The following is a 19,153-nucleotide window of genomic DNA, read 5'->3' as shown; positions in this document are numbered from 1 at the left end:
CGGCCTGCAGTTGGCCTCCAATGGCCGTAAGCGGCACCTGGTCGTGGACACCAAGGGCCTGCCGCTGCTGGTCCTGGTCACGCCGGCCGACATGACCGACCGCGAGGCCGCGAAGGAGGTACTGTTCCGGCTCAGGTTGATGCACCCGTAGATCACGATCGTCTGGGCCGATTCCGGCTTTGCCGGATAGCTCGCGCCCTGGGCGAAGAAGTATCTGAACCTCACCCTCAAGGCCGTCAGCCGGCCCAGGGACGCCAAAGGGTTCGTCATCCTGCCCCGCCGTTGGGTGGTCGAGAGGTCGATCGCCTGGATCATGGACACCCGCCGACACGCCCGCGACTACGAACGGCTCATCCAGCACTCCGAGTCGCTGATCACCTGGGCCGCAATCACCATCATGACCAGGCGAATCACCCGACGACAGTCCCGCCGCAAGCGCCGGCCACCGCCCCGCGAAGGCCAACGGGACTGATCGGTCTCGCGGTCGTCCCGACGACCGAGGCCCCGACCCGTCGGAAGCCCGGCCCGCCCAACTCTCCCACGTACTAGAGCAGCAGATCCGGGCAGCGAGATCACGATCGATCGACTCCGGTCTCGCGGCCCGGGCCAAGGTGCTCTGCCAGGGTCCGCCGAGACCGCCGACTTCGCCTCCAGCGATGTGATCGATCAACCCTCGATCACGACTCCGTTGATCTGCTGCTGTAGTACCAGGGTGCGCCGCAGCCAGTCGTGGTGCATCTCAATGGGCTTGAGGTGAGATGCGAGATTGGCTTGGGTGGCTCAAAATAGTTTGAGGATTGCGCTTTCCATCGCAAACGACGGTGCGAGATTGGCACCGTAACAGATCCTGCACCGGCCAATTACGGGCCATTCGCTCGATTCACTCAAACCGCGCCAGGCCTCTTCCCTTCCCGCCCCCAACATCGACGCCGGCAGGCGTACTGGATGCAAGGGAAACTTGAACATGACTAGTCGGCTGGACGTCATACGCACTGACATGGGTTCTGCGGGACGCGTGCAGTTGCCTGCGGAACTGAGACGGTTGCTCAATGGCACCGTGGAAGCGAAGGTGCAGCAGGAAGTCGACCGGGTAGTGGCCGCGCTGGAGCTGGCACGGGACCGCGTCCTGGCCCACCAGAGTGATCCCAAGAGGTTTCCGCTCCCCAGCGGGAGAAAATCTCTTGAAAACCTCATGCTGCAGCACGTCAAGATCCTGCCTGCCGAAGAGCAAAAGACATTGGCCTCCGAGGCCGTGACCCGCGTCACGTCGGTAGCAGCCCGCCGGCAGCACTACGGTGACTTGGCCGGGGTCGACCCGAAGTCAGTGGAGTCGGTGACGGACCAGTGGGCGGGACTGAAGCTGGCTTCGCCGTTCAGCCCGGAGCAGATCAAGGCCCTGCGCGCAGCGACTGGTGCGACTCCTCCGGCAGGCCGGGCATTCGCCCGACTGGATCTGGAGATCGGCAGCGTGCACTGTGTCGAGAAGACAAAGAATTTCGGGGAGCTGGATTCAAAGGACGAGATGACACTGTCGGCATCGGTGGTCGGCGCCCAAGTCCGTCCCGTCTCCCGCGAGGTGGATCTGGGCAAGTTCGGAACGGGAGACAAGAAGTCAGTGTCACCCAGCCCGTTCCTGTCATTCGACCTTGCGCGAGCGACTTTCCCATTCGGCATGGCAATACAGTTCGGACTGGTCGAACACGATCGAGGAAACACTCCCAAGAACAAGGACGTAGGGGTAATCCTTACCTCCGCCGAGATCGCCGGCGTGCTGTTCGGCTCACTCTTTGCGCACAGCTTCAGCGTCCCTGGAGTAGCTTCGCTCGTCGTCACTGACGCATCTGGAGCCGTGCTGCTGGGAACGACGGGGGTTCCGGTCGCGGCCAGCCCGGTGGGCGTGGTGGTGTGCGCGGCAGTGGCAGTCGCCAGTGCCGCCTCTCTCATCGTGCGGGGCCTGCGCGCACTCGGCGAGGACGAGATCTATCCGCTGGTCGAGGCGCCGCCGATCCTGATGGGATCCGTAACGGACGGCAGCTCACCTGAGATCGGCAGGCTACGAACTCTTCCGATCGTGGCCACCTCGCGCAGTGAGCACTTCACCGGCCACTACGAGGTGACCTACCGCTGGCGGCTACGCTGATGCGGCGACTTTACAGCAGCAGATCAACGGAGTCGTGATCGAGGGCTGATCGATCACATCGCTGGAGGCGAAGTCGGCCGGTCCCGGCGGACCCCGGCAGAACACCTCGGCCCGGGCCGCGAGACCGGAGTCGATCGATCGTGATCTCGCTGCCCGGATCTGCTGCTGTGGTACACAGGCCCGGCAGGCCGTCTGTGGATCCGATCGCCTCGCCCGACAATGTCACGGCCCGCCAAGGTATCCCCCGAAGACGCCCGGACGGGCCGCTCGCAGCATCCAGCTCCCGGCCGTGACGCGGCGCCGGACGGCCGGGAGGACTGGTGGTGGCCGTGGGCCGTCAATCGGACCGAACTACCGCAGATCCAGGTTGGACGCCTCCAGCTTGGTCTTCATCGCCAGGATCGCCGTCATCGACACGCTCAGCTGCAGCCGGTCAACAAGCGCGGCGAGCTGGTCCCGCTTGCTGAACTGAACCGGCCTGCTGCCGCGGGCACTTGGCTCAGTCGGCGTTCGGGCCCGCGACGAAACCGTCGAGGGGCATCCCCAGAGTCGCGAAGACCGTACTCATGCGGATTGCTGCGTCTCGGCGAAGAAGCCGGCGAGGGCCGGGGCCAGAACCTCTGCGTCAATGGCGTGCTCCTGGCCCGGGAAGATCCGCAGGGTGAAGTTGTCGCCCGCCGCGGCGAGTTCCCGCGCGCCGGTCAGCATGTGCGGCGCGCCCGCGTCTCCGCTGCCGACGAGGACGGGAACGGTCACGGACGCCCATCGGTCGACCGGCAGGGGTCGCCCGGACATGGTGTCGCCCATGATCCGTCCGTCGTAGGGGAGGGTGCGGGCGACGGCTTCCATGCCCGCCCAGAACGGGGCCTGCCGCATACCCGCCACGACCTCGTCGGTCAGGCCGATCGCCGCCGTCATGAAGTAGGCGACGGCGTCCCCGTACGCCTCGCGACCCACGAGTTCCGTCAGGTGCTCCACGTAGTCGGCGGGCAGCGGCGGCCGGCTGTCGTCGGTGACGAACGGCGGCTCGTACAGCGCGAGGCGCGATACGGCGCTGCCGCGGGCGGTGGCCTCCAGGGCGAGGACGGCGCCCGAGGACATGCCGAAGACCATGGCCGAGCCGCCGGCCGGGCCCTCGATCAGCGCGTCCAGGTCCGCGATCTCGCGCTGCACCGTGTACGCGAAGCTGTCCCCGCTGTCGCCGCGGCCCCGGCGGTCGTACGTGATCACCGTGAAGTGCTCGGCCAGCAGACCGGCGAGTTCGGCGGAGTCGCCGCGGGTCATGAAGGCACCACCGACGAGTACCACCGCGGGGCCCGAGCCCTGCTGCTCGTATGCGATGGCCGTGCCGTCAGCAGAGAACACCTTGTCCATGTGAAAACCCCCATTGATGTGCAGCCCAGAAGCAGGAGCTCTACCGGCCTGCGCTTGCGCCCGGAATCGGAACTAGACGGTACAGTACTCACATGAGTACTGGTCAGTCCAGTACTCTCCTCGGGTATGAGCAGTAGGCGGCGGATTGAACAGAAGAGGAAGCTGATGATGGACAGCCGGTCAGCGCGCAAGCATCAGGCGATCCTGGACGCGGCGACCACCGTGTTCCTGAACAAGGGCTACGCGGGGACGAGCATGGACGACATCGCGAAGCTGGCCGCGGTGTCCAAGCAGACCGTCTACAAGCATTTCGCGGACAAGGAGAAGCTGTTCGCCGAGATCGTGCTGGCCACCACCGACCGCATCGACGCGATGGTGGACCTGGTGGCCGACGTCCCCGCCGACGCAGAGGGTCTGGAAGAGAACCTGACCCGCCTCGCCCGCCAGTTCCTGGCAGCTCTCACTCAGCCGCAGGTGATCCAGCTGCACCGCCTCATCATCGCCAACGCCGACAGCTTCCCCGAACTGGGCGCGGCCTGGTACGAGCAGGGCTTCGAACGGGTCCTCGCGACCCTGGCGGCCACCTTTCAGCGCCTCACCGATCAGGGGCTGCTCAAGACCGACGACCCCATGCTGGCCGCCCACCACTTCGCCGGGCTGCTGCTGTGGATCCCAGTGAACCAGGCCATGTTCCACGGCGGCGCCCAGCACAGCGAGGCCGACCTCGACCGCTACGCCGTAGGCGGCATCCGCGCCTTCCTCGCCGCCTACGCCTGATCACGGAAAGCACCCTCTCCTCGCCAACTCGCCCAGGCGCCAAAGGCGTTGCCTTTTCACGAGACTCCTGTCAATCGGGCCCGCGCCCCCTCGGGGGTGTCTCGCCAATCATGCCGGGCTCGCGGCCTGATCGGCGAGACACCCCCTAGGTCGTGTCCGCAATGTCACGGCAGCCAGAGTCGCAGGCACGCGATGGTGACCAGGGCTTGGTAGTGACGGGCGCGTTTGTCGTAGCGGGTCGCCAGGGCTTTGTTGTGCTTCAGCTTGTTGAAGCAGCGCTCGACGGTGTTGCGGCGCCGGTAGGCGGCCCGGTCAAGCCGGCATCTGCTCTCTCCGCGTCGGATGCGGCCGTTGATCTGGTCGATCCGCTCCGGAATGGCGGCTTTGATGCCGCGCCTGCGCAGGTAGGAGCGGATCTTCGTGGACGAATACCCCTTGTCCGCGACGACCAGGGTGGGTCGGGTGCGAGGACGGCCGGGCCCGCACCGCCCGATGCGGATGCGGGCCATCACCGCTTCGAACTGGGTGCAGTCGTTGACGTTCCCGGCGGTCAGGGTGAAGGCCAGTGGCCTGCCCTCGCCGTCGCAGGCGAGGTGGATCTTCGTGGTCAGCCCGCCGCGGGACCGGCCGATCGCCTCACCCGGCCAGAGCCCCCTTTTCGCGCCCCGGCCGCGTGCTGGTGAGCCCGCACGGTCGTGGAGTCGACACACACGACCGTCCAGTCAACGGCACCGACGGCATCCGAGTGCTGCTGGACGTGGGCCGGCAGCCGGTCCCAGGTGCCGTCGGCCGACCAGCGGCGGAAGCGTTCGTAGACCGTCTTCCACGGCCCGTAACGCTCGGGCAGGTCCCGCCAGGCCGCCCCCGTGGACAGCTTCCACAGGATGCCGTTGAGGACCTGCCGCCGGTCGCGGGCCGGGCGGCCCATCCGCGACGGAGCCAGCAACGGCTCAATGACCGCCCATGCCTGATCAGTCAGCTCGTGACGACGCACCACGAACAGACCAACGCGCCAACCACTTTGCGGACACGACCTAGGGATACGAGCATGCCCGTGTCCGTCCACGGGTGGAGATCGGCATACGCCCAGGGTCCGACACCGTTCAGGCCGTGGGGGGACGCCTGGGCGTGACCCGCTGCCTAGCCTCACCGGTATGAATCATCTGCCTCGCGGCGCAGCCGCCGCCTTACTCGGTCTGTCTCTCGCCCTCCTCGGCACGGGCGTGGCCCAAGCCGCGCCGCCCTCGCCCACTGCGGGGTCGTCGGCCGCCGAGACCGCCCGCGTACGCCTCGAACTGCCGCCGCCCACCGGGTCGTACGCGGTGGGCCGTGACACCTTGCACCTCGTCGACAAGAGCCGTCCCGATCCCTGGGTGCCGGAGGCCGGGGCGCGTGAACTGATGGTGTCGATGTACTACCCGGCGCGGCCCGGTGGCGGCCGGACGGCTCCGTACATGACCGACGCCGAGGCACAAGCCTTCATCGACGACCGGGAACTCACCGATGTGGTGTCCGCGAGAACGCTCAGCGGCACCCGCACCAACGCCCGCCCCGCCGCCACGCCCGTACGAGGGAAGTTCCCGCTCGTCGTGCTGTCGCCCGGGTTCACCGTCAACCGCTCCACCCTGTCCCTGCTCGCGGAGGAACTGGCCAGCCAGGGGTACGTCGTCGCCGCTGTCGACCACGCCTACGAGTCGGTCGGCACGGCATTTCCCGGTGGACGCCTCCTGAACTGCGTCGCCTGCGAGAAGGTCGGCCCCGGTGGGTACGGCGTGGTACCCAGGGGCCGGGCCAAGGACGTGTCCTTCCTCCTCGACCGGCTGCTCGCCGACCGGCACCCCGCCTGGCGGCACGCCCGCATGATCGACCCCACGAGGATCGGCATGGCCGGCCACTCCATCGGCGGCGCCTCCGCCGCGACGACCATGGCGGGCGACGAGCGGGTCCGGGCCGGTGCCAACATGGACGGTTCCTTCATGGAGCCGGTACCGGCGGAGGGCCTGGGCGAGCGCCCCTTCATGATGCTGGGCACCGGCGACGGCGACCCCTCCTGGATACGCGACTGGCCGCTCCTCGACGGCTGGAAGCGCTGGATCAACGTCACCGGCGCGGAGCACTTCACGTTCACGGACGTGCCCGTCCTCGGTGACCAGCTCGGGCTCCTGTCGCCGGATGAGCCGTTGTCGGGCAAGCGGTCGCAGGAGATCACCCGCGCGTACGTGACGGCGTTCTTCGACCTGCACCTGAAGGGCGTGGACCGGAAGCTGCTGGACGGGCCGACCGCCGAGCACCCTGAGGTGGTCATCCACAAGGCAGGCTGACCGCCTGGAGGGGCCAGGACAGGGCAGCGCGGGGTCGTGCCCGGCACCCTGCTCCTGGCGTGGCCCCGCTGCGGGGGCACTCAGGCCGGTCGCGAGCCGAAGCAGCGCAGCCGGTCAAAGCGCCGGCGGGACGCGGCCAGGATGGACTCGGGGTTCAGGAAGTGGTCGCGGCCCGGTCGGACTCGCTGCGAAGGACACAGAATTCGTTGTCTTCAGGGTCGGCGAGGACTGCCCAGTCGGAGCCGTCGGGATTCCGGTGATCGGTCACAAAGGTGGCGCCGAGGGCGAGCAGCCGTTCCACCTCCTGCTCACGCGACGTCTCGGGGCGCAGGCACAGGTGGATCCGGTTCTTGACCTTCTTGGACTCGGGCACCTGGTTGAAGTACAGCACTGGGCCCTCCGCCAGCAGCACCTGAGTCTCCCGGTCACCCGGTTTGTCCTCCGGATGCAGTGGACGGCCAGTCACTCCGCTCCAGAACCGGGCCAGCTCGTAGGCATCCGCGCAGTCGATCGCCACGTTCTGCACTACCGAAACCATGCGGGCGAGCCTTTCTCACTTCCGCTCCAGTCGCCACCGAGTTGTCGCTTGCACGTCCTGGGGGCTGTCCCGAAGGGCATCGCGGATCCAGGGCATGGAACGATGACGGCCATGTCAGGTCAGATCTGGGGGTCCCTCATATCGCTGGGCGGTGTTGTCCTCGGCGGAACGTTGTCCTTCCTCGTCCAGCACAGGACTCAACTCTCGGCGGAGCGCGCGGAACGGCAACGGCAGGAGATCTCCTTGTCGGAGGCGCGGCGGGCGGAACGGCTGGCGTTGCTGGAGCGGTTCGTCGAGGCGGGGGCCGAGGCCGAACGCTCGGCCTTCAGCCGGCCTTCCGAGTCCGCACCCAGTTCCCCCTGCCCGTGCACGACGCGGCACGCGCGTACTGCCTCGACCTCAACCGGACGGTGTGGGAAGGCTTGCCCGACGGCGAGAGCGTGCGGGACTACCTGGAGGACAACCGGCTGGCGTTTCTGGACGCAGCCCGCGCGGTCATGGGATAGCGCACCGCCGCCCCTGGCAGGCTCTTGCAATCCCACCGGCTCGCAGGGGCTTCAGTGCTGTGCCGGGCCGTTGGGTCCGGATACGGCTCCGAGCTGGGCCAGACCGTCCAGGATGTCGGTGCAGGTCCAGTACTCGACGAACCTGCCGTCGGCGACGCGCAGGATGTCGTGGCCGCTGAATGCGATCTTCGTGCCGGTGGGGGCGGTGGCGTGGGGGATGCCACCGGTGTAGACGGCCCGCATGGTCCAGCGCGCGGCGATCAGGTCGCCCTCGACGATCGGGCCGAGGTCGACGGTGATGGTGATGTCGCCGAAGGCGGCCATGGTCTGTTCGATCTCGGGCAGCAGTCGGGCCGCGCCGGTGACCGCTTCGGAGTCGCTGCCGTCGGGTCGTGCCTGATGTACGACGAAGCCGGGGTCGAGGATGTCCTCGGCGTGGCTGAAGTCGCCGCGCCATAACGCGCTCCAGCGGTCGTAGAGGGCGCGCAGTTGCTCGGGGGGCTGGGTGGTCATGGACTCTCCTGGGTGACGTGATAGAAATAATCTGCGTCACACATTGGCTGCGCGACGCAGACATTCACACTGTAGGCCATAAGGATCAGCTCATGTCAAACCGCCGCACCCGCTCGGAGACGGTGGCCGCGGTCACTGCGGCCGCGCGTCGGCACCACGCCGCCTACACCCTGTTCAACCAGGCCATGGCCGAACAACTCGGCCTGCACCCGACCGATCTGCAGTGCGTCAGCCTGCTCGCACTGGAGCCCCGGCCGCGGACCACCGGCGAGATCGCGGAGCTGACCGGGCTCACCTCCGGGTCGGCCAGCCGCCTGGTGGACCGGCTGGAACGGGCCGGGCTCGTCGAACGGCGGCCCGACGCCGGCGACCGGCGCAAGATGCTCGTTTCCCTCACCGCCCGCCGGAACCCCGAACTCGAAGCCGCCTGGGAGACGCCCGGCCGTGCCTTCGCCCAGGCTCTCGACGATTTCACCGACGACGAACTCGGGGTGATCGAGCGGTATCTGCAGCGCATCACCGAAGTCGGCAGCGAACAGACCGAACGTATCCGGAGGGGCTGACCAGAGGGAGTCCCGTCCGGTTGGGCATCGAGTCGCGTCGCCTGCACGAGACTGCCTCCGGTCAGCGGGACGGCAGGCCCCTTTGGGGCACAACAAGCATGCTCACCCGCGTGGCGTCGTGTTCCCTCACACCACGCGGGTGAGCATGTGCGGACCCCGCCCCCTTCCCGCACCGAGGCGATGCGATGCCCGACCGCGCCGACCATGTCCGCCCCGAGGGCGCCGCACGAAGATGGACCTTGCGGCACCGGCCGCCCCAGCATTCGCTGTTCGGCGGCATCTACGGACTGGTGCTGGCCAGCGCCATGGTGGCCGCGCTGGACCCGTCGGGCGAGGAGGCCGATCCCGGTTCGGACGCGCTGTGGGTATTGCTCACCGCGCTGGCGTCGGTCACCGCCCACGGGTACGCGCAGGTCATCGCCCAGCGTCCGTCCGACGGGGCAGTCAGAAGGAGCAGACTGCGGTCGGTGCTCGGCGAATGGCCACTGGCCGCCGCCGTGCTGCCCACGGTGGGAATGCTGCTCGCCGCGCTGGCCGGGTGGTGGGCAGAGGCCACGGCTGTGGACGCGGCCCTGCTCTTCAACACCATCGCCTTGTTCAGCTTGGGCGTGGCGGCTGCCCGCTCCGCCGGGTACGGATGGCCGTCCTCGTGCCGCGCAGGAAGCCTGGACATGCTGATCGGCCTGGTCATCATCGGTGCGAACGCCCTGATCGAGTAGCCGGGGCACCGGGTGCCGTGCCGGCGAGGTGGGCAAGCCGTCGACAAGTGTGGCGGCTGAGGGATCGGCCTAGGGGACGTCTCGCCGATCATGCCGGGCTCGCGGCGCCTGGCACCGGGGCCCGCGGTGATGTGGAAGGGCGTTCTGCTCTCGCCGGGGGTGGTGGGCAGGGGGAACTCGGTGAGCCGGCCGTGCGGGGTGATCCGGCCGATCCGGTCGGCGTTGGACTCGGTGAACCAGAGGTTTCCGTCCGGGCCGGCCGTGATGCCGATCGGGCCGCTGTCGGGAGTCGGCAGCGCACAGCGGGTGACCTTGCCGCGTGGCGTGATGAGTACCAGGACGGCCAGGAGCAGCATCCGCATGGTCGCCCAGGATCACCCAGGGGCGGCGGCGAGGGCCCGCAACGCGCCGCCGCCGCACTCTTGCATGCCGCCTGGAAGCGAGTAACGCTGATTACATGCTTACAAAGGAACAGCGCGACAAGCTTCGCGGCTGGTTCGCCGGCCGCCTGCCGGAGGATGTCTACGAACGGCTCATCGACGTCACCGTGGACCGCGAGGAGATCACCGTCATCGGGTTCATCCCCTCACCCCACCTGGCCGAGGACGCCTCCCCCGCCGAGCGGGAGGCGGCCGTCCAGGGGCGCATCCAGGAGTTCCGCGCGCGGACTCGCGACGCACGCGTCGGCGTGGCCCGGGAGGCCGAGCAGCGCTTCGGCAAGAAGGTGTCGTGGGGCGTGGAATGCGACGGGACCCGCGCCCTGTTCACGCATGTCGCGGCCCCCGTCATGACGCGCCTGCGGCAACCCGAGCGGCAGGTGCTGGACACCCTGGTCGCCAGTGGTGTGGCCCGCAGTCGCAGCGACGCGCTCGGCTGGTGCGTCCGGCTGGTCCGGCAGCACGCCGACGACTGGCTCAACGAGCTGCGCGACTCGCTCGAACACGTCCAGCGGGTCAGGGCCCAGGGCCCCGACGCCGGCCCCGTACCGACGGAGGAAACCACCTGACACGGTTCGGTCGACCACCCGAGCGCCACCGATGACCGACCCGCTCCTCGGCTCCGGCGAAACCGGGCGCCGACCTCGTGCCTGCCCGGACTCCCGTGCCACCAGAGGTCTCCGCCGTCCCCTCCGTGCTGCGCACCGGCCTCCCGCGCCACATGGTGGTGGTGCGGCATTCCGCGCCCGGTGAGAGCCGTGCCCGTGCGGCTCCTCGGCGGAGTGTCGCCACCGATGCCACTGAGATGGAGTCCGGCATGACCACAGCACAGGACCTCTTGCTCGTCACCCTGGACGTCACCGCCGACCGTCCCGTCGACCGGGGCGACCTCGCGCTGGCCCTCGCGGGTGCGGAACTCATCGACCTCCTCGGCACCCAGGTCGTCACCCTGGACGGAGATCGCATCGTGCCCGGCCCGCAGCGGGCGATGGACGACCGCCTGCTGGACGCGTCGGTGGCGTCACTCACCCGCGAGGCGCCGTACGAGTCCGTCCAGGACTGGCTGTGGCGCCGGGGCCGCGGCCTGTCGGAGGCCTACATCAACGGCCTGGAGAAGGAAGAGCGGACGACCCCGCAGCGGCACCGCTGGATTCCCGGCCGGAAGCAGCGGGCGGCAGTGGCCGACTCACCGGCCCGTCGCCGCGCCGCCGACCGCTGGAGGTCGGGCGAGCCCGTGCTCGCCGCCCTCGCGTCCGCCGCCGTGATGCACGATGAGCCGACCGAGGACTTCGAAGGCCTCGACGACGAGGCGGTCGTGACCGTGGCGGCCGCCGTCTACGACGCGGTGACGGAGCTCGCGGGTGAACGGCAGCGGCGGAGCATCGAAGAGGCAGCGTTCGACAACATCTGGCGGGAGCCCTGACGCGGTACGCCGGATGGCTCCGGCCCTTGGCGGCCACCGCCCCCCTACCCGCTCGCCGCCAAGGCTGCCGTTCGCCGTACGGCGAGGAATGGCGGCGTCGTCGCCGAGGGCACCGTCGGCGTGGGCGAGGAGGTCCCGCCCGACGTGTTCGACGAGCGTGTCGGGACTGCATCTGGGCCAGCACCCCGCACATGCCCAGTGGTGGCGCGGGGTGGGAACTGGGTCAGGTAGCGGCACAGACCGTGATCCATGGCGCTGGCCAGGGCCGGGAGGGTGCGTGCCCGTACGCAGCCTCGTGGACGCCCCCATCAGCGCCGCCGCTTCCCCGACCGCGGCCAGCCCCTTTCCCCTGACATCGCCGATGAGCACGCGCGTGCGGTCGCCGGTGCGGGCCACGGCGTACAGGTCACCGCCGATGTTCGCCTCCTTCTCGGTGCGACAGGTGGTTGGGCGTCGTCAGGCCCCCGTGGAACACGGCGATCACCACCTGGGCCGCCACGGCCAGTGCGCCGATCAGTCCGGTGAGCCAGGCGGTCCCGAGCGAAACGGTGATGGCCGACGCTACGACAAGCAGCCGACCGGGATGGATCGATTCGGGCGTTTGTATGGCCATGACGGCGATCGCGACGATCAGTATCAGAGGGAGCCCCACCAGCCCCGGGGTGGACCACTCCGCGACCGGGTCATGACGAGGTTCTGCCCGAGACGCATACGTCCACTCTGCTCCTTCCGCCGGCGAGGCGCCGCAGGCGGAAGGCTCGTGTCGGCCGGCCTCGCCGAGGCGTCAGCGCAGTGCGACCGCGTCCGTGTGGACGGCGCGCAGGGCTCGCTCGACGGTCTCCTGGTTCTCGCCGACCGGGGCGACGTAGTCGAGGACGTCGCGGGCGGCTTCCTCGCCGAGCGTTCGGGTGATCACCCATGTGGCGAGGTACTGGGACGCCAGGCAGCCGCCCGCCGTGGCGATGTTCCCCTCGGCGTGGAACGGCGCGTCCAGCACGTCGACGCCGCAGGCTTCGACGAAGGGCCGGGTTCTCATGTCCGTGCAGGCCGGCATGCCTTCCAGCAACCCCAGTCGGGCGAGTACGAGCGCGCCGGAGCACTGCGCGCCGATCAGCTGCCGCGAGGGATCGAGCCGCAGCCGGGAGATCAGCTGGTCGTCGGCGACCACGTCTCGTGTCTTCACGCCGCTGCCGATCAGCACGACGTCGGCCTCGGTCACGAATTCCATGGGGCGCTGTCCTGTCACCTCGACGCCGTTCATCGACGTGACCACCGGCGTCGGCGTCGTGACGAAGGCTTCCAGGCCGTCCTTGCGGCACCGGTTGATCAGGGCGGAGGCGATGAAACTGTCGAGCTCGTTGAACCCGTCGAAGGTGACCACGGCTACCTGCATGACACTCCTTCACTGCGTCGGGTCTGCAGTCTCGCCCGGTACGCCGGTCCGGCGCGAGAGCCAATCAGCGGCTGGCGGCATGGCATGCCCACACCCACTCTCGCCGCGGCAGGGGCGCGGTCCGTGCCTCACACCGCGGCGACTTCCGCCCAGCGGGTGACCCCGCCGGAGTGGACCCGTATGCCGTGACGCGTCGCCAGGGCGTGGACGATGGCCTCGCCCCGGCCGTGCTCGTCCGGGTCGATCCCGGCAAGCGGCTGACCCGGCGGACGCGCGGGTCCCGCGTCGGTGACCTCGACCCTGAGGACCCCGTCGCCGTCGCCGGCCGCCCACGACAGCCGCAGCTCGGCCGGGGGCCGGGCGTGAATGATCGCGTTGGTGGCCAGCTCCGAGACCACGAGCAGCGAGTCCTCGACGATCGCCGGGCAAACCTCCCAGTCCGCGAGGACCGCCGCAACACGTCGGCGTATGGCCGAGGCCGCACCGGCTGCGGGCGGCACCGGACACACGTGTTCGCATGCCGCCCGTAGCAGCGTGTTGAGCTGTGCCGCCATGTTCACTCCCGTTGGTCTGTGCTGCCGGCCGGCGCTCTCGGCACCTACCGGGCTTCACAGCAACGTATGAAGACAAATCGGGCTGGTCAATGAACGGCGGTCGGCATTACCGAACGCCCCCCTGTCCGCCCAGTTCATCCGCCCCGTCCGCACTGGTCATCCGCCCCCGGCCACGCGTGCCGTCCGCCCGGTCCACGAAGGTCATCCGCCCGCGCGGCGAAGCGTCCGCGGCGGTAATAGGCTCGCCTCATGGCCGGCCCAGTCCAGTCGATCGAACGGGCGGCGGCGATTCTGCGCCTGCTCGCCGGTGGGCCCCGCCGACTCGGGCTCGGCGAGGTGGCGGCGTCGCTCGGCCTGGCCAAGGGCACCGCCCATGGCATTCTGCGCACGCTCCAGCACGTGGACTTCGTGGAACAGGACGCGGCGACCGGAAAGTACCAGCTCGGAGCCGCCCTGCTGCACCTCGGCACCAGCTATCTGGACGTCAACGAGCTGCGCTCGCGCTCGCTGAACTGGGCCGACGCGCTGGCCGCGCGCAGCGGTGAGGCGGTGCGCCTGGGGACTCCGCTGGAGGGCCAGGTGCTCATCGTCCACCACGTGTTCCGACCGGACGACACGTTCCAGACGATGGACGTGGGCGCGCTGCTGCCGCTGCACGCCTCCTCGCTCGGCAAGGTGCTGCTGGCCTTCGGGACCGCGGCCGTGGAACCGGACCGGGAGCAGGAACAGGGGCTGGAGGCGTACACCCGGCACACTCTGATCGATCCCGAACGGCTCGCCCGGGCGCTCGTCGAGGTCAGGGAAGTCGGCTGGGCCGCCGAGGTCCAGGAGATGAGCATGGGCGAGGCCGGGCTCGCCGCGCCGATTCGCGGGCACGGCGGTCTCGTCGTCGGCGCGATCGGGCTGTCCGGATCGGTCGAGCGGATCTGCGACAGCCAGGGCAAGCCCCGCCCGCAGCTGATCAGTCTGCTCCGGGAAGCCGCCCGGGCGATCTCCAGAGACCTGGGAGCCGCCCGCTGGTAGGCCAGGACAGCCGCCCCCCGACCCGTCGGAAGGCAGAGCCGATCATGGTTGAACGGTACGTAATGTCCATCGATCAGGGCACCAACTCGACCCGATGCATCCTGTTCGACCACCGCGGGCGGCTGGTCTCGGTCGCGCAGAAGGCTCACCAGCAGCACTTCCCCCGGCCGGGGTGGGTCGAGCACGACGCCGCCGAAATCTGGCAGGACCTGCGGCGCGTCGTGCCCGAGGCCCTGTCCGGCGCCGGTGTGGCGCGGGAGCAGGTCGCCGCCGTCGGCCTGGCCAACCAGCGCGAGACGACGGTGCTGTGGGACCGGCGGACCGGCGCGCCGCTGTGCCGGGCGATCGTCTGGCAGGACACCCGCACGGCACCGCTCGTCGAGGAGCTGCGAGAGAGCCCCGGAGAGGAGTTCTTCCTGGACCGGTGCGCCCTGCCGCCGTCGACGTACTTCTCCGCGCTGCGGATCCGCTGGCTGTTCGACCACGTCAAGGGCATCGAGCAGCGCGCCAAGGACGGCGAGGTGCTGTTCGGGACGATGGAGAGCTGGCTGATCTGGAATCTCACCGGTGGCGCCGACGGCGGCCTGCACATCACCGACGCCACCAACGCCAGCCGCACGATGCTGATGAACATCCGCACCCTCACCTGGGACGAAGAGCTGCTGGCCTTCTTCGGGGTGCCGCGCGCGATGCTGCCCGAGATCAGGTCGTCCGCGGAGCCTTACGGCGAGGCCCGCGCGCTGCTGCCCGGTGTCTCCATCACGGCAGCCCTCGGCGACCAGCAGGCCGCCCTCTTCGGCCAGACCTGCTTCTCCCCGGGCGAGGCCAAGTGCACCTACGGCACGGGCAGCTTCCTGCTGCTCAACACCGGTCTCGACCTCGTGCGGTCCCGGCACGGCCTGCTGACGACCGTCGCGTACCAGATCGGGGACCAGCCGCCGGTGTACGCGCTGGAGGGGTCGATCGCCGTCACCGGCGCCCTCGTGCAGTGGTTCCGCGACCGTCTGGGCCTGATCAGCAGCGCCCCGGAGATCGAGACCCTCGCGCGGTCGGTCGAGGACAACGGCGGCTGCTACATCGTGCCCGCCTTCTCGGGTCTGTTCGCGCCCCGCTGGCGCAGCGACGCGCGCGGGGTCATCGTCGGTCTCACCTCCTACATCACCAAGGGGCACCTGGCGCGTGCCGTCCTGGAGGCCACCGGATGGCAGACCCGGGAGGTGGTCGACGCCATGAACGCCGATTCCGCCGTGCCCCTTCAGCAATTGAAGGTGGACGGGGGCATGACCGCCGACAACCTGCTCATGCAGTTCGTGGCCGACGTGCTCGACGTGCCCGTGGTGCGGCCCATGGTCGCCGAGACGGTCTCCCTCGGGGCCGCCTACGCGGCCGGGCTCGCCGCCGGCTACTGGCCCGGCCTGGAGGTGCTGCGCCGCAACTGGCACCGGGCCGCCCAGTGGATGCCCGCGATGGATCCCGAGCGGCGAGAGGCGGAGTACGAGAACTGGCAGCGGGCCGTAGAGCGGTCCCTGGGCTGGGTCAGACCACCGCGAGCTCCCTGACACGGCCCCGCCGGTCTCCGCGCGGAGCGGACCTCCATCCGGCCGGGCGTGTCAGGACCCGACCGTGGGTGCGGGCGGTGTCCAGCGGTGGGTGCGGGGCACGTTGCCGGTGACACCGAAGTCCTTCTTCAGCTGCTCGGGGACGGCGTAGTGCATGACACGGCCGCGGGTCAGCGAGGACAGCTCGAAGACGGTGGTCAGGTGCCCGAGACGGTCCAGCGCCCACGCGCCGAGGGGCGAGCGGTCCTCGATGGTCTCCAGCACGCCGAGCAGGCTGGGGATGACCTTGACCACGCTGTCCCAGGCGGTGCGCGGGACCTGGAGCCAGTCGGCACAGGTGTCGCCGATCAGGTAGCGGATCAGGGCGGAGACGACGGGGTCGAAGAGGGTTCCGGGGACGACCTCCTCGTAGAGGTCGATGAGCTGCCTGGTCAGGTGGGCGCCTTCGTCCGAGGGGCCCATGTGGCGGATCATGTACAGGTCGAGGAAGTGCCGGGCCTCTTCCAGGGTCTTGGGCACCGCCGTCTGGTCGACGCCGAGGATGGCGCCGACGACGCGCCATGCGTAGAAGTAGGCCTCCGCCCCTTCGGTGCTCATGTGGATGCCGAGGCGGTGCAGGCTGTCCAGGACGAGCATGGAGAAGAACATCTGCCCGCCGATCATGTCCTCCTGGCAGATCGGCGTCCCCAGCGTCGCGGTGTCCCAGCGGCCCTCGCGCTCGAGGTGGTGGCGGATGGAGGCGTGCAGCAGGCGTACCTTCTGCGCGGCGGGGATGAACCGGCTGCCGGCTTCGAAGGCGTCGGGCTGCATGAGGTAGACGGTGAACTGGCCGGTCTCCGCCATCCGTTTGGAGGGGTAGTCCAGCCCATGGGTGGCCGACAGCAGCTTCGCCACGTGGGGGACGACGTAGCAGGCGGGCATGGAGGCGAAGGACAGCGCGGTGGAGATGTGCACGTTGTTGTCGATGAAGAACAGCCGGGCCTTCTCCATCTCCGCCCAGTCCACCCAGGCCGGCGGCACGCTGGTGGCCTGAAGGTACTCACGGGCGACGTCGGGCAGCCCGTCCGGCAGGGGTGAGCCGGCGTTGGACACGTACCGCATGAGGGTGTTGAACGTGCCCACCTCGCCGCGCTCGAACAGTGTGGCGACGACGGCGTCGGCGAGGTCGTCTCCTTCCTGGCGCAGGGCGTCCATGGAGGCATCGGTGTAGGTCATGTGGGCAGTCCCTCTCGGTGAGCCGCACGGCTTCGACGGTGAGCCGTCGGGGAAGGCGGGTCAGTGATGGCGGTCGGTGGCCAGGCGGGCGAGATCGGTCAGAGCCCGCCGGGCCGGGTATGGCATGTCGAGGCCGTCCAGGCAGCCCACGGCCTCGCGCACCCGGGAGGCGATCATGTCCTCGACCCGCTCCGGCGCCTTGAGCGCGGTCATCAGCTCGCGTACGTCGCGCAGGTGCTCCTCGGTGAGGTCGCGGCGGCCCAGTACACCGGCGAGGTGCTCGCGCTGGGCGGGCAGGGCGGCCTGCCAGGTCGTGGCCAGCAGGGCGGTGGGCCGCTGCCCTCGGATGTCGTCCAAGCTCGCCTTGCCCGTGCGGCGGGACTCGCCGAACAGGCCCAGCAGGTCGTCGCGCAGCTGGAACGCCTCGCCGAGCGGGAGCCCGTACGCGGACAGGCCGGCCCGCAGCCGCGGTGCCGCGCCGGCGAGCAGACCGCCGATGAGCAGAGGCTGTTCGACGGTGTACTTCGCGGTCTTGTAGCGCACCACCTTCAGCGACACGTCGGGGTCCGGGTGTGTGCCGGTGCTGAGGATCTCCAGGCACTCGCCTGCGATCAGCTCGCGCGCGAGGTCCGCCCAGACCGGCCGTGCGCGGGCCAGGAAGGCGGCGGGCAGGCCGCTGGTGGCGAACAGCTGCCCCGCCAGGGCCATCAGGTGATCCCCGACCAGCATGGCCAGCGAGCGGGCTGCGGCACGGGCCCGGGGACGGCCGGGTACGGCCGCCCGTAAGGCTATGTGGGCCGTGGGCAGGTTGTGGCGCAGCGTGCTGTCGTCGATGAGGTCGTCGTGCACCACCGCGGCGGCGTGCACCAGTTCCATGGATGCAGCCGCGCGCACCAGGGCGTCGCTGTCGGGCTGGCCGGCCGCACGCCACCCCCAGTAGCAGAACGCCGCGCGCAGCCGCTTGCCGTGCCGGGCCGCCTCCTGCAACTGCTCGGCCACTGGACGCAGCGCGTCGTCGATCGCGAGGAACTGCTCCGCTTCCTCCGCGAGGACCGCGGCGAGGACCGTGTCGACACGGTCCTTGAACTCGGCGAGGCCGAAGCGCTCAGACATCGCCGCCGGGCGCCGTCCGCCGGACCCTGGCGTGCTGGGCCAGCACCTCGAGGTGGGCGGCGGGCGCGGCAGCGGAGCGATCGAGGGCGATACGGCCGCGGGCCATCAGGTCCTGCTGGGCGTCGCGCGCGATGTCGGGCCCGTCGGAGCGGCGGACCAACCCCTGCAGCGTGCCCACAGCCGAGCTGATCGTGGTCACGGCCAGGTCCGCCAGCCCCGCGACGAGCAGTACCGCCTGCTCGTCCAGGCCCCGGCTGCCCTGCGTAGGAGTCATGTGACGTGCCCCCTTCACTGTCGGACATGTGCGGCACAGGCCGACCGGTCGCACGGACCGTGTGCCGATCACAGCATGACCACATGATCCATCCGCCTTGCGGGCAACTCCCCATCGAGTGACAGGCGGGAACACGCGTCCGACCCTTCGGCTAGCGGGGGCGGCAGCTCGTGGTGGCCGAAAGTCAACGCAGCAGTTCCTGCAGGGTGTCGCGGGCCTCGGCCATCCGCTGCCGCCAGGCTGCGCTGCGCAAGGTGGCGAAATCCCATGCGACGACGGGCTCGGCGCCGCTCGCACAGTATCCGTACACCGAGGCGGCGATGTCCTCGGTGAGGAGGTGGTCGTAGTGGAACGACCCCTCGAAGCCGGCCCAGGCCACGGCCCGGCTGTCCGCGCACAGGCGGCGCAGGACCTCGCGCGTGAAGGTGGACAGGGCCGCAGAGGTGTCGCGGAAGGTGAGGTCGTACGACATGAGGCCGCGCGAGGCGATCGCTGCCGGCTGGTCCTGCAGCATGAAGGGACGCACCTCGTCGGGCGTGAGTCCGGCGAGCCGGAAGGTCTCCGGCGGCAGCGGTTCGTTGCCCGCGCCGATGACGAAAACCGTCACAACGGCGGGGCCCGCGAGGCAGAGACCTTCTTGTACGTCGTTCACGGTGTTTCTCTCTCGCTGTTCGAGGCTGGGCGTCCTCAGTCTCGCAGCGGAACGCGGCG

19 protein-coding genes and 4 pseudogenes are annotated in these 19,153 nt (G+C 69.6%); 11 read left to right on the top strand and 12 right to left on the bottom strand.

The features are described 5' to 3' along the window. Positions 1-19: 19 nt before the first annotated feature. Together ACSU6L_RS37805 and ACSU6L_RS37800 are read left to right on the top strand one after the other, a co-directional pair. Positions 20-418: pseudogene (locus ACSU6L_RS37805) on the top strand (transposase); the annotation flags it as partial. Positions 419-964: 546 nt separating this feature from the next. Continuing rightward, on the top strand, positions 965-2,140 hold the full coding sequence (locus ACSU6L_RS37800; protein ID WP_437064200.1) for a hypothetical protein: 1,176 nt from the start codon (positions 965-967) through the stop codon (positions 2,138-2,140). Between the two features lie 564 nt (positions 2,141-2,704). Here ACSU6L_RS37800 and ACSU6L_RS37795 read toward each other — a convergent pair. After that, a complete protein-coding gene (locus tag ACSU6L_RS37795; RefSeq protein WP_437064199.1) occupies positions 2,705-3,514 on the bottom strand; it encodes an alpha/beta fold hydrolase in 810 nt (269 codons plus the stop codon). 168 nt (positions 3,515-3,682) lie between these two features. On the opposite strand from ACSU6L_RS37795, the gene ACSU6L_RS37790 reads away from it, so the two are divergent. After that, positions 3,683-4,291 carry a TetR/AcrR family transcriptional regulator gene (locus ACSU6L_RS37790; protein ID WP_437064198.1) on the top strand — a complete coding sequence of 203 codons (609 nt, stop codon included), beginning with the start codon at positions 3,683-3,685 and terminating at the stop codon, positions 4,289-4,291. A gap of 164 nt (positions 4,292-4,455) precedes the next feature. Here ACSU6L_RS37790 and ACSU6L_RS37785 read toward each other — a convergent pair. Beyond that, positions 4,456-5,219 (bottom strand): annotated as a pseudogene (locus tag ACSU6L_RS37785) (IS5 family transposase). 226 nt (positions 5,220-5,445) lie between these two features. On the opposite strand from ACSU6L_RS37785, the gene ACSU6L_RS37780 reads away from it, so the two are divergent. After that, positions 5,446-6,612: an alpha/beta hydrolase family protein gene (locus tag ACSU6L_RS37780; protein ID WP_437064197.1), complete on the top strand. Its 1,167-nt coding sequence runs from the start codon at positions 5,446-5,448 to the stop codon at positions 6,610-6,612. Positions 6,613-6,766: 154 nt separating this feature from the next. Here the strand turns inward: ACSU6L_RS37780 and ACSU6L_RS37775 are convergent, their stop codons facing one another. Then, positions 6,767-7,150 carry a VOC family protein gene (locus tag ACSU6L_RS37775; protein WP_437064196.1) on the bottom strand — a complete coding sequence of 128 codons (384 nt, stop codon included), beginning with the start codon at positions 7,148-7,150 and terminating at the stop codon, positions 6,767-6,769. A 102-nt stretch (positions 7,151-7,252) separates the two neighbouring features. Here ACSU6L_RS37775 and ACSU6L_RS37770 point away from each other — a divergent pair. Next, positions 7,253-7,656 (top strand): annotated as a pseudogene (locus ACSU6L_RS37770) (hypothetical protein). A 51-nt stretch (positions 7,657-7,707) separates the two neighbouring features. Here the strand turns inward: ACSU6L_RS37770 and ACSU6L_RS37765 are convergent. Next, a complete protein-coding gene (locus tag ACSU6L_RS37765; protein WP_437064195.1) occupies positions 7,708-8,169 on the bottom strand; it encodes an ester cyclase in 462 nt (153 codons plus the stop codon). Positions 8,170-8,261: 92 nt separating this feature from the next. On the opposite strand from ACSU6L_RS37765, the gene ACSU6L_RS37760 reads away from it, so the two are divergent. Beyond that, entirely contained in the window at positions 8,262-8,732 is a 471-nt protein-coding gene (locus ACSU6L_RS37760; RefSeq protein WP_437064194.1) for a MarR family winged helix-turn-helix transcriptional regulator, read from the top strand. A gap of 185 nt (positions 8,733-8,917) precedes the next feature. After that, the gene (locus ACSU6L_RS37755) at positions 8,918-9,451 is read left to right on the top strand and encodes a hypothetical protein (RefSeq protein WP_437064193.1); all 534 of its coding nucleotides are present in this window, start codon (positions 8,918-8,920) and stop codon (positions 9,449-9,451) included. A 128-nt stretch (positions 9,452-9,579) separates the two neighbouring features. Here ACSU6L_RS37755 and ACSU6L_RS37750 read toward each other — a convergent pair. After that, positions 9,580-9,807, bottom strand: a pseudogene (locus tag ACSU6L_RS37750) (virginiamycin B lyase family protein); the annotation flags it as partial. 101 nt (positions 9,808-9,908) lie between these two features. Between ACSU6L_RS37750 and ACSU6L_RS37745 the strand changes: the two are divergent. Next, positions 9,909-10,457: a hypothetical protein gene (locus tag ACSU6L_RS37745; RefSeq protein WP_437064192.1), complete on the top strand. Its 549-nt coding sequence runs from the start codon at positions 9,909-9,911 to the stop codon at positions 10,455-10,457. A 248-nt stretch (positions 10,458-10,705) separates the two neighbouring features. Beyond that, on the top strand, positions 10,706-11,311 hold the full coding sequence (locus ACSU6L_RS37740; protein ID WP_437064191.1) for a GPP34 family phosphoprotein: 606 nt from the start codon (positions 10,706-10,708) through the stop codon (positions 11,309-11,311). Positions 11,312-11,717: 406 nt separating this feature from the next. On the opposite strand, the gene ACSU6L_RS37735 is transcribed toward ACSU6L_RS37740, so the two are convergent. The 3 genes from ACSU6L_RS37735 to ACSU6L_RS37725 form a co-directional block, all read right to left on the bottom strand. Beyond that, positions 11,718-11,963 carry a hypothetical protein gene (locus ACSU6L_RS37735; RefSeq protein WP_437064190.1) on the bottom strand — a complete coding sequence of 82 codons (246 nt, stop codon included), beginning with the start codon at positions 11,961-11,963 and terminating at the stop codon, positions 11,718-11,720. A gap of 132 nt (positions 11,964-12,095) precedes the next feature. Beyond that, the gene (locus ACSU6L_RS37730; RefSeq protein WP_437064189.1) at positions 12,096-12,704 is read right to left on the bottom strand and encodes a DJ-1/PfpI family protein; all 609 of its coding nucleotides are present in this window, start codon (positions 12,702-12,704) and stop codon (positions 12,096-12,098) included. A gap of 128 nt (positions 12,705-12,832) precedes the next feature. After that, entirely contained in the window at positions 12,833-13,258 is a 426-nt protein-coding gene (locus ACSU6L_RS37725) for an ATP-binding protein (RefSeq protein ID WP_437064188.1), read from the bottom strand. A 249-nt stretch (positions 13,259-13,507) separates the two neighbouring features. Between ACSU6L_RS37725 and ACSU6L_RS37720 the strand changes: the two genes are divergently transcribed. Continuing rightward, positions 13,508-14,281 carry an IclR family transcriptional regulator gene (locus tag ACSU6L_RS37720; RefSeq protein ID WP_437064187.1) on the top strand — a complete coding sequence of 258 codons (774 nt, stop codon included), beginning with the start codon at positions 13,508-13,510 and terminating at the stop codon, positions 14,279-14,281. Positions 14,282-14,325: 44 nt separating this feature from the next. Then, positions 14,326-15,840, top strand: coding sequence for a glycerol kinase GlpK (gene glpK, locus ACSU6L_RS37715; RefSeq protein ID WP_437064186.1), 1,515 nt, complete (start codon positions 14,326-14,328; stop codon positions 15,838-15,840). A 51-nt stretch (positions 15,841-15,891) separates the two neighbouring features. Here the strand turns inward: glpK and ACSU6L_RS37710 are convergent, their stop codons facing one another. The 4 genes from ACSU6L_RS37710 to ACSU6L_RS37695 form a co-directional block, all read right to left on the bottom strand. Continuing rightward, the gene (locus tag ACSU6L_RS37710) at positions 15,892-17,055 is read right to left on the bottom strand and encodes an oxygenase MpaB family protein (RefSeq protein WP_437064185.1); all 1,164 of its coding nucleotides are present in this window, start codon (positions 17,053-17,055) and stop codon (positions 15,892-15,894) included. A 60-nt stretch (positions 17,056-17,115) separates the two neighbouring features. Continuing rightward, the gene (locus tag ACSU6L_RS37705; RefSeq protein ID WP_437064184.1) at positions 17,116-18,168 is read right to left on the bottom strand and encodes a polyprenyl synthetase family protein; all 1,053 of its coding nucleotides are present in this window, start codon (positions 18,166-18,168) and stop codon (positions 17,116-17,118) included. Beyond that, positions 18,161-18,442, bottom strand: a complete 282-nt coding sequence (locus ACSU6L_RS37700; protein ID WP_437064183.1) for a polyprenyl synthetase — start codon at positions 18,440-18,442, stop codon at positions 18,161-18,163. The genes ACSU6L_RS37705 and ACSU6L_RS37700 overlap by 8 nt, the downstream gene beginning before the upstream one ends. A 184-nt stretch (positions 18,443-18,626) precedes the next feature. Then, the gene (locus ACSU6L_RS37695; protein WP_437064182.1) at positions 18,627-19,094 is read right to left on the bottom strand and encodes a hypothetical protein; all 468 of its coding nucleotides are present in this window, start codon (positions 19,092-19,094) and stop codon (positions 18,627-18,629) included. Positions 19,095-19,153: the final 59 nt, after the last annotated feature.

The sequence above is a fragment of the Streptomyces sp. enrichment culture genome (genome assembly GCF_964272855.1).
Lineage (GTDB): Bacteria > Actinomycetota > Actinomycetes > Streptomycetales > Streptomycetaceae > Streptomyces.
The sequence above is the reverse complement of the archived record's forward strand: the minus strand, read 5'-3'. Positions and strand labels throughout refer to the sequence as shown.

Bases quoted from the DNA above. Each gene is read 5' to 3' on its own strand.
- ACSU6L_RS37800 (WP_437064200.1), top strand. From the start codon at position 965: ATGACTAGTCGGCTGGACGTCATACGCACTGACATGGGTTCTGCGGGA.
- ACSU6L_RS37795 (WP_437064199.1), bottom strand. From the start codon at position 3,514: ATGGACAAGGTGTTCTCTGCTGACGGCACGGCCATCGCATACGAGCAG.
- ACSU6L_RS37790 (WP_437064198.1), top strand. From the start codon at position 3,683: ATGGACAGCCGGTCAGCGCGCAAGCATCAGGCGATCCTGGACGCGGCG.
- ACSU6L_RS37780 (WP_437064197.1), top strand. From the start codon at position 5,446: ATGAATCATCTGCCTCGCGGCGCAGCCGCCGCCTTACTCGGTCTGTCT.
- ACSU6L_RS37775 (WP_437064196.1), bottom strand. From the start codon at position 7,150: ATGGTTTCGGTAGTGCAGAACGTGGCGATCGACTGCGCGGATGCCTAC.
- ACSU6L_RS37765 (WP_437064195.1), bottom strand. From the start codon at position 8,169: ATGACCACCCAGCCCCCCGAGCAACTGCGCGCCCTCTACGACCGCTGG.
- ACSU6L_RS37760 (WP_437064194.1), top strand. From the start codon at position 8,262: ATGTCAAACCGCCGCACCCGCTCGGAGACGGTGGCCGCGGTCACTGCG.
- ACSU6L_RS37755 (WP_437064193.1), top strand. From the start codon at position 8,918: ATGCCCGACCGCGCCGACCATGTCCGCCCCGAGGGCGCCGCACGAAGA.
- ACSU6L_RS37745 (WP_437064192.1), top strand. From the start codon at position 9,909: ATGCTTACAAAGGAACAGCGCGACAAGCTTCGCGGCTGGTTCGCCGGC.
- ACSU6L_RS37740 (WP_437064191.1), top strand. From the start codon at position 10,706: ATGACCACAGCACAGGACCTCTTGCTCGTCACCCTGGACGTCACCGCC.
- ACSU6L_RS37730 (WP_437064189.1), bottom strand. From the start codon at position 12,704: ATGCAGGTAGCCGTGGTCACCTTCGACGGGTTCAACGAGCTCGACAGT.
- ACSU6L_RS37725 (WP_437064188.1), bottom strand. From the start codon at position 13,258: ATGGCGGCACAGCTCAACACGCTGCTACGGGCGGCATGCGAACACGTG.
- ACSU6L_RS37720 (WP_437064187.1), top strand. From the start codon at position 13,508: ATGGCCGGCCCAGTCCAGTCGATCGAACGGGCGGCGGCGATTCTGCGC.
- glpK (WP_437064186.1), top strand. From the start codon at position 14,326: ATGGTTGAACGGTACGTAATGTCCATCGATCAGGGCACCAACTCGACC.
- ACSU6L_RS37710 (WP_437064185.1), bottom strand. From the start codon at position 17,055: ATGACCTACACCGATGCCTCCATGGACGCCCTGCGCCAGGAAGGAGAC.
- ACSU6L_RS37705 (WP_437064184.1), bottom strand. From the start codon at position 18,168: ATGTCTGAGCGCTTCGGCCTCGCCGAGTTCAAGGACCGTGTCGACACG.
- ACSU6L_RS37700 (WP_437064183.1), bottom strand. From the start codon at position 18,442: ATGACTCCTACGCAGGGCAGCCGGGGCCTGGACGAGCAGGCGGTACTG.